5 protein-coding genes are annotated in these 11,781 nt (G+C 53.2%); all 5 read right to left on the minus strand.

The genetic code is table 11. From position 1 onward, the window contains the following. Nucleotides 1-9: 9 nt before the first annotated feature. The 5 genes from B5D61_RS06345 to B5D61_RS06365 all read right to left on the minus strand — a co-directional run bounded on the left by B5D61_RS06345 (nucleotide 10) and on the right by B5D61_RS06365 (nucleotide 11,691). A complete protein-coding gene (locus B5D61_RS06345) occupies nucleotides 10-5,040 on the minus strand; it encodes a DNA repair ATPase (RefSeq protein WP_217698927.1) in 5,031 nt (1,676 codons plus the stop codon). Nucleotides 5,041-5,125: 85 nt separating this feature from the next. Beyond that, nucleotides 5,126-7,222 carry a flotillin family protein gene (locus B5D61_RS06350; protein ID WP_078812478.1) on the minus strand — a complete coding sequence of 699 codons (2,097 nt, stop codon included), beginning with the start codon at nucleotides 7,220-7,222 and terminating at the stop codon, nucleotides 5,126-5,128. After that, complete coding sequence (locus B5D61_RS06355) at nucleotides 7,219-7,899, minus strand: hypothetical protein (protein ID WP_078812479.1); 681 nt, start codon at nucleotides 7,897-7,899, stop codon at nucleotides 7,219-7,221. The genes B5D61_RS06350 and B5D61_RS06355 overlap by 4 nt, the downstream gene beginning before the upstream one ends. Nucleotides 7,900-7,981: 82 nt before the next feature. Then, on the minus strand, nucleotides 7,982-11,101 hold the full coding sequence (locus B5D61_RS06360) for a M64 family metallopeptidase (protein ID WP_176159257.1): 3,120 nt from the start codon (nucleotides 11,099-11,101) through the stop codon (nucleotides 7,982-7,984). 32 nt (nucleotides 11,102-11,133) lie between these two features. Beyond that, nucleotides 11,134-11,691 carry a hypothetical protein gene (locus B5D61_RS06365; protein WP_176159258.1) on the minus strand — a complete coding sequence of 186 codons (558 nt, stop codon included), beginning with the start codon at nucleotides 11,689-11,691 and terminating at the stop codon, nucleotides 11,134-11,136. Between the last annotated feature and the right edge of the window lie 90 nt (nucleotides 11,692-11,781).

The following is an 11,781-nucleotide window of genomic DNA, read 5'->3' on the forward strand; positions in this document are numbered from 1 at the left end:
AATCGACCTCTATTCCTTTTGCGTGACTTGCCCTTTCACGGCGACGGGCAGTTCATCTTCTGCCTCTTTCTCGACAGGTTGGACCTTGATCTCCACCTGCACAGGAACTGCGCGCAGGCTTTCGATAATCTTCTGCAATCGCTCCACCGTGATCTCGGATAGGGTGGGATTGGCTACCGCTTGTTCGATCTTCTCTAGGCCAGCCGTGAAGGCATTCATTTGGCCGGTGATGCGGCTGATCGGATCGTTTTCTCCTGCGCCGCCAGCCAACAGGTTGCGGCCAAATGTGCGCTTGATCTCCGTCCAACGAATCAGGTCAGCTTCTGAAGCCTTCCCATTGATCTCACGCCATTTCAGGAGGTTTGCTTCCGCTGCCTTGCTAAGGGTCTGAGACTCGCCTCGGTAGTGGTCTTCGATGATGGATTGCACTTCGGCGTCCGTCATCAAAGGCTGAATCTTTTCCGCAATCTTATTCATGTTGCGATAGCTTCCTTGCAGCTTGAAGGGCGGTTCCGTGCGATAGGCATCTTCCATGGCTGCGCTCCGGATGTATTCCTGATTTACGCGCAGGATGACTTCTCTCACCCTGAGCAGTTTTTCCATTACGGTCACACAATCGTTGATGTCTTCCACACTTTGATTGCCTTCAAACTCGATGCCCTCACGGCTTCCGGTCATGGCAATTTTTAAGGTCGCTAGAGCATCACGGTGGCTGCGCGCTGCCACTCGTGCCAGAGAGGCATTGCTGGTGAGACAATTCTCGATGTAGCTGTCTTTGAAGGCGGCTTCATGACCTCCCAGAATGTCTCCGAGGTTGTAGGTGTCCGCACGGTTAGCCAGCATGTCCGGCACCTGAAACTTGCCTCCGACCTCGGTGTAGGGGTTACCTGCCATGACCACGGCAACCTTGCGCCCGCGCAGATCATAGGTCTTGGCTTGACCTCGAAACACACCTTCGATTTTTCGCGTGCCGTCACACAAGGAAATGAACTTCTGCAGAAACTCAGGATTGGTATGCTGGATATCGTCGAGATAAATCATCACATTATCTCCCATCTCGAGTGCCAAGTTCAGCTTCTCGACTTCATCCCGCGCACTCGCATTCGGCGCTTCCGCAGGATCCAACGACGTCACCTGATGTCCAATCGCGGGACCATTGATTTTGACCAAGGTGATACCCAACCGACTGGCCACATACTCCATGAGAGTGGTCTTACCATAACCCGGAGGAGAGATTAGCAGAAGCAACCCCATGCGATCCGTCCGAGTATCATTCCCGACCGCTCCAATCTGCTTGGCCAAATTGGCTCCGATGATCGGCAGATAAACCTGATCGATGAGGCGATTACGCACGAACGAACTCAAGACGCCGGCTTTGAATTGATCCAAACGGAGTTGATCACGACGCTGCGTCGTTAGCTCATGCTTGAGCGTCTGAAATCTTTCGTAATCTGGCACGACCTTGGACTCATAGGCTTGCAAACGGGCCACGAACTCATGGAAGTCCAAACTCAGTCTGCCTCCTTCTTGAATGCGCGCGTGGGAGCCAGTCAACTCCGTCAACGTGATGTGGCTTGCAGGAGCCGAAGGTAACGTGGCAGGAGGTTGATCCTTTAACACAAGCAGCGCCGCAGCTTCCGCCAAGATGCCTACATTTGCGCTTGGATTCAAAGCACGGAACCAATCCACCGCGATTTCGAATGCCAGCCATGGCTGATTGGATAAAGCTTCCAGACTTTCTTCCAGATCCTTGATCCCACGCCTCACGGTCAATTCTTTTCGGAAGCCTTTAAGCATCTCCACAGCTTCCCCAGATCGTGTGACAGGCAGGGCCGGATGTTTGACCGAAAGATGCTGCAACTCATCCACCAAACACAGGGCTACCGCCCGGATGATCGCGGTTGATTCCGCCCCGAGCCAAGCAGGCGCACGGCGGCACTCCCGGGAGACATGCTCCAGCAAGGAGGAGTCCACTTCTACTTCGCTATGACCTAACAAATCACGCATCCTGCCTTTGGCCATCATGCGCACTCGAAGAGCCTGTTTTTCAGCAGAGTCCTCCCAAGCATGCCAGACCATGACAGCCAGGCCTCGAACCAAGGCAGAATGCCTCAGCAGCCCCAAAGCCTTCTTCATTTCAAGCAAGGGCTGCAAAATCAAGGCCGCATCATGATCATGAACGCCTTTAGTATAACCTTCATGATAACGCTGAGCCATGAAGTCACTCACCGCCTGAGGGCTGAACTCCAGCTCGCTTTGCATGAACTTCCAAGCCAGGAATTCAGCTCGATACACTTGATCATTTTCAGACACCACGGCCTGTTCCCAGATGGGTTTTAAAGGCATCAGCTCAGGATGATCCAGTCGCTCAAAATAGCGCGTGCCAGTCAAATGGAAAGCAAGGCCCTCATCACGTGGGAGAATGGTCAGCTCCAGCGGTTGCCGATTGACGCTGAACTTGTGCTTACCCAGTTGGATCAGATCTCCTCCCTCAACGAAAAGCTCTGCCTTATCTCGGATCTGTTTCAGCGAATCCTGCTGAAGAGTCTTCAGCTTCGTTTGCAGTTCGTCCGCACGAACGCTGTCTCCCAGCTTGCGCAGCTCTTCGATCAGGTCGCGCAGTTTTCCGACCATCGCATCTCCAGCTAACCAGGAGTGAACTTCCTCGGGCTTCGCAAAGGCCGCGAGCCGATTGCGGACGCTGGTCAAAATTCGTTCCGCCGATTGTCCTAAAGACTGACAACGGCGATTGCGTGCATCAACGAGTGACTGACGGCGACCCTCAAAGGCCGCATGAATCTCTTCACGTTTCGAGGTTAACTCGACGGCGTAGTCATCGAACTCGGAAAAGCGGCTTTCCAGTTCTTCAATCTGCACCATGACCCGGGTAAGGGATTCGTCACACTTCTCCGGGGTCGTAGCGACCTCCAAGTAGTTCAGGACACTCTGATTCAGCAAGCTGAGCTGGGCTTGGAACTGAGCCGCGCCTTCTGATTTGGCTAAATCATTGCGCCGGTTACGCAGGACTGAACGCACCTGATTCAGTTGTGCGAACAGGGTCGAGATAGCCTCGATGATGCGTGTGGTCTCGGTGGCGTCTTTGATTTTCAGTCCGCTGACAATCCCAGTCAGCATCTCGAGTTCACCGCTGGATTTCACCAGGGCCTCTTCCACTTCGGCCGCTTCCGTCACTTTAGACAAGCTAGGCACTCGGGCTTGCTGCTCGGTGATCTGCTGACGATAAGGGTCCAGGGCTTCCGGCTTCAAAAGAAATGCCACACATTTCTCGGAGAGTTTGTCACTGGATTCAGCGACTCCGCTCTCCAGCTTCGTCAGCTCATCCAGATCCACGTAGCGCACATCTCTCAAGGCGATGATCTGACCCCGAGATTCACGCAGGCTCGCCAAAAGATTCACATAGCCAAGGATATCACTCGGTTCGGTTCCATTTGCCGCACTCAGCAGCTTTTGAGTCTTATCACGCAGAGCCTCGGTCTGCTCTTGAGCGGCCTTGCGCATCCGGCGCACTTTCTCAAACTCACCGAGGGCGGCCTCTGCAGCCCCTTTCACCTCGATCAATGTCTCCTTCAGCTTGTGGCTCTCCTCTCGGTCAATCCAAAAGTAAGAGTCTGCAATATCGCCAGAGGCCCGAGCGAGTTCAACATAGAGGCCCGAGAAGGAGTCGTCTTTGGCCAATAAAGTGAGAATGCCTCGGCACTCTGCCATGCAGCGCACAATCTCTGCGTTGCCGATCTTCCCGAGAAAGCTCTGGCTCTGCGCATGTCCATCCAGGTCAGCCGTCACAAAAGGGGTGCGCCACGCCTGCACCACATGATGTTTACGAGGCTCTTCGTCTCCCTGAAAAAGAATCAACTCACCTGAAGGGAAAAGACTGTAGCCCTGACAGATGATCGGTGTCGCTACGGACTGAGTAATCAGGTTGTAGCTCAGCAACAAATAAGAACCACTCTCCACGTGGCCGAAGACAAACAAGGTATCCTCCCCATTGGCAGCCGTCACACGCCGCTCGAAACGCATGGGCGGCAGCCCGGTATCGAAACGCTTCAACTCTCCCGTCTGTAAAACATAACCGTGAGGGAAAATGAGTCCGTGATCGTCAGGCAGAAGAACGCATGACTCGGCAATGCTATCCACACGATGCGCCTCCCGCGTGCGTTCATTGAAGACCAGATACCTCCAAGTCTTCTCTTGATAAGGCAGCACCTTCATCAGCACCAGATTGCCGAGAATGGCGTAGTGAACTTCGGCGTCATCCAGGGTCTGATCGGCATTGTCCACAGGCTCACTGTAGATGCCACGACCCGTCTCGGTGTTGTTCTCCACCTTAACCGTCAAATCACCCCCGATGGTTTCCACGAAGACGCGATCCTCAATGCTGATGTGCGGGTGCAGGCCATGCCGATACATCTCACGCCGGGCTCGTTTCCACTCAAATTCTTGATGCGTTGGGAAAACGAACTCGTGATCAAAACGATTGCCCAGGTACTGCAACGTCCCCGCCTCGTCATTGACCAGCCACTTGAAGGCTTTGATCTCCGTCGCCCCACGTCCCACCTGCATCCCCATGTAAAGATGCGGTCCGACCCGGTGAAACTTCAGGAAGGAGGCGTTCTTGTAGTAGCGATAGAGATAATCGAAGTCTTCCGCAAAAGCCTTGTCACTCAGTAAGCTGTCCTTATTCGGATGGAAACTGTGATCGTCGGTTTGATAATCATAAACCGAAAACACATCTTCAATGTGCATTTGCGCGCGCAAACCCAGATGCACATTGTAGCCGAACAAAAAGCGTTTCGCACCGACGGCTACCATGTCCCGCGGCACGCAGTTGTTATCCGTCGTGAGCCTTGTCGTTGCCAGCAAAGCCGTATCGATACCCCCGAATTCTTTCTTTCGGTCTTCATTCAGCGACTCCAGCCGCCGCTGTAACTCAGCCCCGTGTTTATCGAGCCGCTGACGAATCACTTCGTAAGCGCCAGCTTCGAGCTGAGGTGGGGCAGAAGATGAAGGTGTTTCAGCCATCGGACTCTGAGATAAAACAATGCAGGGGAGAGCTGCGGCCCTCGTCATTCAAAACCAAGAGCCGCAGCGAGGATGACAAATCGGGTCAGGCCTTGCGTTTAGCCGACAAAAGGTGACTCACGGGTTCTTCCGCCAGCCCGAAACGGTTGGCCGCACCGATGAACCCGGTCAGCTTGTTCAGCGTCGAGGAATCGGGATTCAAACCGATGAGCTTCGCAAAGAGAGCACTCAGAGTCAGATTTTTCGTATCCTCAGCCGTTAGGCCAAACTGATCCACCATTGATTTCAGCTGCGCTTTGAAATACTCAGGATCACCATTGAAGAACGTCTCCTTCACGTCTGTCAGCGTGCGGCTTCCCTCCACCATTCGGTCCACCGCACGTGCAGTGCCGATGGCATTGGTGATCTTATCGAAGAACTGGCTTTCGCCTCCGACAATTTCGATCTTGGCCGACTTCATGGCCTCGCCAAGCACGACCGCCTGCTGGGTAGCGATGTCTTTCTGAATGTTGATCTGAGCCAGCTCGACCGCTTTCTGTTTATCCAGCGTCAGCTTGAACTCTTCGTGAGCACGGCCCGCGTCTTCCAGCAGCTTCATGGCTTCGGCTTTCTTGGTGATGCCATCCGCTTCCGCAGCCAGTTTCAGCTGGGTCACCTCCGCGTCCACCATCCCTTGTTTCTGAGAAGCTTCGGCTTTTGCGAGCAAGACTTGAGCCTCACCCAAGCCCTCTGCGGCGGCCTGAGCCGCCTTAGCCTCGGCCAAGGCTTTTTCCGCCGTGGCCTCACGCGTAGCAGATTCTTGTTTAGCCTCAGCCAGCGTCAGCATTTCCTGAGCCCGGAGTTGAGCCGCCTCTTTCGCTGCATCCGCAGCTTTGACAGCGGTGAAGGCTTCCTGCTCAGCGTTAAGGCGAGCAGCTTCTTTGGCCGCTTCGGCTTCTTTGATCTTCTGAATGAGCTGCTCCTGAGCGGCTTTTTCCGCCAAGGTCAGCGCCACCTGCTTCTCACGATCCGCCGTCGCAAAGGCCTCGGTGTCTTTGATCTTCTGCTGTTCAACGACCACGGTTTTCTCCAGAGCGACGCGGTCTTTGATGACCTCCTGGATGTTCTTCTTCTCCACTTCGACCGCTTTATCCTTCTCGATCGACTTCAGGGTGGTGATGCGCTCACGCTCAATCACCTCGAGATCACGATCACGAGTGACACGCTCCACTTCCACCGCATCCGTGCGTTCTTTATTACGCTGAGCCACGAGCACCTGACGCTCTTTATTCTCAGTCGCGACGGCAATTTCTTCATCCGTAGCAATTTTGGCGCGCTCAGATTTCAGGCGCTCTTCAGACTGAATTTTCAGCGTCTCTGCTTCCTCACGCGCCTTTACACTTTCCACGTCACGCTTCTGCTTCGCTTCGGTTTCAGCGAGTTGCCGCTCAAGTTCCAGGATCGCCTCACGAGCCTGGACGTCCTGTTGTTTGATGACCTTTTCTTTATCGCGCTGAATGCTGTTGGCCAGCTTGGCCTGGGCAGCCGTCAGCTCCGTGATCTTTTTGATCCCTTCCGCGTCTAGAATGTTATCCGGGTCCAGGTTAGCCAATTGGGTCTGCTCCAGGAAGTCAATGGCACAATCGTCCAGAGTATAACCATTTAAGTCGGTGCCAATGACCTTGAGGATCTCGGTTTTGAAGTGATCCCGCTCATTGTAAAGCTGCACGAAATCAAACCGCTTACCCACAGTTTTCAGACCCTCAGAGAACTTCGCGTCAAAGAGAGAACGCATGGTATCTGAGGACGAAGCCCGTTGGCAACCGATGGACTGAGCCACACGCTTGACATCCTCTTTGTTACTATTGATACGCACAAAGAAAGCGACCTTGATATCGGCACGGATGTTGTCTTTACAGATCAAGCCCTCGGTGGCGCGACGCTCGATCTCAATCCTCTTCACGGAAATGTCCATGAACTCGACATGGTGCATGATCGGAATGACAAACATACCGTTGAAAGACACCTGAGTATCTCCTTTCCCGTTTCGCACAATGGCCTGCCCTTGTTGCACCTTGTGGAAGAAACGAGCGAAGAGCGTCAATAGTGCGACGCCAAAAATCAGTGAGCCAAGAAGGATGACAGTCACAAGACCAAATTCAAAGCCAAACGCAGCGATCAGAGGAGGCGGTATTGCATTCATGGATGGGTTTCAGGAGGTTGAGGTTCAACAAAATAAAGGCTGCGATCAGGAGAGGCCTTGATGACCCGAACTCGGTCCCCTTTGCCAAGCGCAGGACCGGGCTTAGTCAACCGCGCCATGACAAGCGCAGGAGCTCCGTGAGACGGGTCCACTTGGACCTGACCAAAGGTGTCGGTCAGTTCCGTGGTCAACACGACCCCTAGGCGACCTTCAATCTGCGAGGACTCATCACTCACTTGAGAAAAAGCCCCGAAAATTTTAGCCACTGGCCATGTCGCAAGCCGAGTCAGGACGACGCTACCTACAAGATTAGGTAGCAGAAGAAAAGCCGCCCGCGTCAGGTCCCGATCTCCAGCTTCGCCATTGAAGCGATAATTCAAGATCAATGCCCCCGCCCAGATAAACAACACGAAGAAACTCGCCCAAATCGCCAGCGGCACCTGAGAGATCCCCAAAAGACGCCCTGCATTGAAAACAAGGCCACCCAATGCGGCCCCCGAAGGATGCGACGAGACATCGGAGACATCAGCCCCCACATCCACGTCTCCACCAATATCAAAAACATCCAGATCCAGCCCGCCGATCAACACGAGTAACCAGTACGCTAAGATGACTCCCAACAATAAAGTCAGCGGGAGATTAGGTAAAGCCAGGGCTTCTTGGATAAGCTCATTCATGGCGGAATAAGCCCGGATTTAAGCAGAGCAACTCGGAGAACACATTACAATTTTATTCCCCGTTTCTCTGATTGGGTTTCCACTATGGGATCAACCTAACCAAACCCGACTGAATGGGGCTGTTCTTGGAAGCCGTCACAAACGGAATCGGAAGATCGGGTAACAGGAAGAATCCCTCTCCAGACATGCTGCCACCGTTGTTGGTGATGATACCCTGATACGTCACGCTACGTAGAAGCTCATCATCCAGCAGACTGAATTTTCCCGTCAGGGTCCCGAGCTTCGGATTGATGGATAAGGTCAATTTTGTTTCGGGAGAATCAGGAACCACCGTGGCCTTGCTCTTGGCTTGAATGATCACATCAGCGTTTGGTGAAAAAGCCGCTGCATTGAGGCTCGCTCCCCAAAAAGTGATGGCCGCATTGGCCGCATCGCTCGTCGCAGCCGGTATATTAAACACCACCCACGACGGATCCGTCAAAGACGGGTCATTATAACGCGATCCCGTGATACCCAGTGGAACAATGCCGAGACCCGAGGCATAGACGCGAGCTTTGGAATCCGTGCTCGCAGGTTTCCACCAACTCAACAAATCTTCATCGCCTACTATCGTGTTGTTGGCATCAATGAGGTCCTCATGATCATTGATTGAAAACCGCCCGACGACGGACCCTTGCGGTTTACCTTTCTGCAACGAATAGATCATCAACTCTCCCCCAGAGCCCACATGGCAGGCGCTGGTAAAAGTCTCTCCGTCCGCTGTGCGTCCAGACAGTTTCACTTTACCATCGGCACCCACGGTGAACGATCCAAAACCTTTCCCTTCGAGCCCATCGACCGGGGGAGTCAGAGTATTCAAATGGAAGGTATAATATCCCTTCCAGGCATCGGCTTTGTTGGTCTTACTCCAGGGATTTCGCCAGCCGGTGAAGTTCTGCTCATCCTCTGAATCGATAAGGATACCTTCGATCTGCTGAGTGCCACCTTGAATCGAAAAACTCAGCTCCAGCGGTGGGGGCGCCGGTTTTCCAGACCGAGCTATGATGGCGGTTCCTTGAAGAGTGGATGACCCCATCGAAGAGTTTAAAATGCCTTTAAAGCTCGATGAGGTTGTTCCTAGAACGAGCTTGCCACTGAATGCACCATTGGCCGAGGTCACGAGATCCACGCGCCCTCCTAACCCCTTATTGAGTCCTTCAACTCCACTTCGATCCACGACCGCCACAAACGACCCTACCGTGCCCGCAGGGAGAGGTTGCACCAACAGGTTGCGGGTGATGCTCACTTTACCTATTCCATTCACAGCCGTGAGTGTCACGAGATAGGCAATGACATCCCCATTCTTAGCCGCTTTATGAGCCGTCGGACGTCCACTGATGATTCCCGTTTTGGAATCTATTTTGAGTCCTGGAGGTAAACCGCTGGCGCTGAAGCTAGCCACAGGTCTCCCCAGTAAAGCTTGAGTTTTCACCTGATAACCCAAGCCGTCCAGGCCATAGACGGCTCCGACTCTGCCCTCGGGTAAAAGAGTGTCTTCATCCCAGACTGGAGGTTTGTTGAAAACACTCACACGGTGAGTGTCATAAGTCTCCGTTCCCGCTGGGGTTGTGAGACGAATGCTATACAGCCCCTCGTGAACTCCCACCGTTGGTGTCGAGATCGCCAGCTTGGCGGTGTTCATGCCCGAGAACCCTTCCGTTCCTGGCTCAATTTCATCATCACCGAAGAACCATTGATACCCGGTTACCGAGCCCACGACATTGGCGGTCAATGTCACGGCTTTGCCTTCGCCACAGATCACATTTTGAGTTTGTCCATCGACTACCACAACGTCTGCTGAAAAAGTAGCCTTGTAATCCCCCCCCGTCACTTGCACCGCATAAGCTCCGCCGTCGCTCAGCTTCGCCGCTGGAATATTAAGCACACTCGATTTGGCATTCGCGATGGGCTTGCCGTTCTTAGACCATTGAAAGCCCACCTGCCCAGGAACGGGTCCGGTAGCGTCCATGACCAGATTGATTTCCTCCCCTACTTCAACCAACAAGGAATCAGGAGTGTCGTTGATAGCAGGGTCCACCTCCTGATTATCTAGAGTCACATTCCAAGTGACTTTTTCAGTGAGCAACCCTGTGGGATCACGCCTCACCCAGGGGGTAGGGTCCTTCACTTCAGCGATAATGGTATGCTTACCATCAAACCCAACGTTTTGACTTGCGATATTGAATGTTAGCCCACTCCCCACAGGATAACCATCAATCTTCCAAATGACATCCAAGGGAGGCCCTTCTGAGGGCACTTTGACGGTGACCGAAAACGACAATGGCGTGCGCTCAGTGACGGACAACGTCAAGCCCTGGGGTGAGTGCCCCTCCAAGGGAGAAACACGATTGTAAAAGTTCAGGACGAATGCCTCACGAGTCACTGCCCCAGGAGGCAATCCTAACCACTTCATCAGAGCATTGTCATGCGGCCGATACCAACCACGTGAGCGATAGTTGGCGCCTTCAAACAAACCCACAACTTCGGAAAATTCAAAATCCGGTCCTTCAGGGGTGGGCAGACTTGTTTCCGGCTCAATCCAATCTTTCCATCGGATTTGGGATCGCTGAGTCTTAGCTGTCGCGTTCGGATACTCAATGGCTGGGTAGCCTGGGGTATCAAAGTCATATTCATCAGCGAGTTTGGCAAAGGAATGTCCGACTTCATGCTCCACCAATTGGGCTGAAAGTGAGTGCAGGGAAGCCACCGCTATCGGTCCGCCGGAGCCACCGTAAGTCTCATCATTGACCAAAACGATTGGAATATCGTACTCTGGTACATGAGTCGCTAAAAGCGTATTGGCCCGGCTGCTGCCCTGAGAGGATATCACCAGCAATCGATCAATCACGGGATGGAATCCTGAACCAAAATAAGTATCCCGACTGTAAGCTGGAACCGCGTAGGGGTTGTCCGTTCCGGATTCATTGGAAGCAATTTCAATTCGGAAGATATTGAAATAAGATCGATAGCGATTCCAGGGTTCCTTGGAAAAAAGATAATCAACGACCGCATCCACGCTGTCCGCAAATTTACCGTTGTTCAACTCGGCTTGAGTGAACCCTTCCGATAAAAAGACCATGTTCAGTCTTTGACTGCGCGGACCTGTGCTACCCACAGCATGCAGTGTCGCCACCTGTGCCTGAAGGGCCTGCAGGGAAGTCACCAGGACCGCTAATGTTAAGATGATAGACCTCATTATTCGTTCAGCGAAATGTTTCCTAACCATTGATCGTGGGCCAAATTACCAGGACCTTGAATGCGAAAGACTTCGAGTTGATGCGCGCCGACGACTCTTGGCATCCGCACCTGAAAAATGACCGGGCCAGGAATGGCCAGTTTTACAGGCTTCGATGGTCCGTCGTGTGAGTCCAAAACCGTGCAAAGCTGATCTGGGGCAGCAATGATTTCCTCTGCAAGCGTCTGGCCATCCGCATCCATCAAACGGCAACGCAGCATACCACTCCACTCCTCCGGTTGGCGTCTTCTTGCGGCGAAGTCACCCTCGATATCTTGAACGCTTTCCATGCTCAATCGATTGCCGTCCAGCGAGAGCATGTAGGCGCGCTTGTAGTGCGCAGGGTCAGCCGTAAAAGTTGGGGTTCGAGCAGTCTGAGAACGGCTCTTCTCAGCCTGTGAGTTCACTCCTACAACAGACCGCTTTGGATCGTGGGGAGAGTGCTCTGGAAAAGCCACCTTTGAAGAACTCTCCTTGATTGGCGCGTCGGTCTGCCAAAGGAACACCACCGTTGCCACCAGCAGTAGAAACAGAAGCACGAGCAGAGGTGTAAAGGTGCGCCTCATGTGAGCAGAGAAAAACCTATAGCCTGAACAACTCAGACTGTC

The organism is Prosthecobacter debontii (assembly GCF_900167535.1).
GTDB lineage: Bacteria > Verrucomicrobiota > Verrucomicrobiia > Verrucomicrobiales > Verrucomicrobiaceae > Prosthecobacter > Prosthecobacter debontii.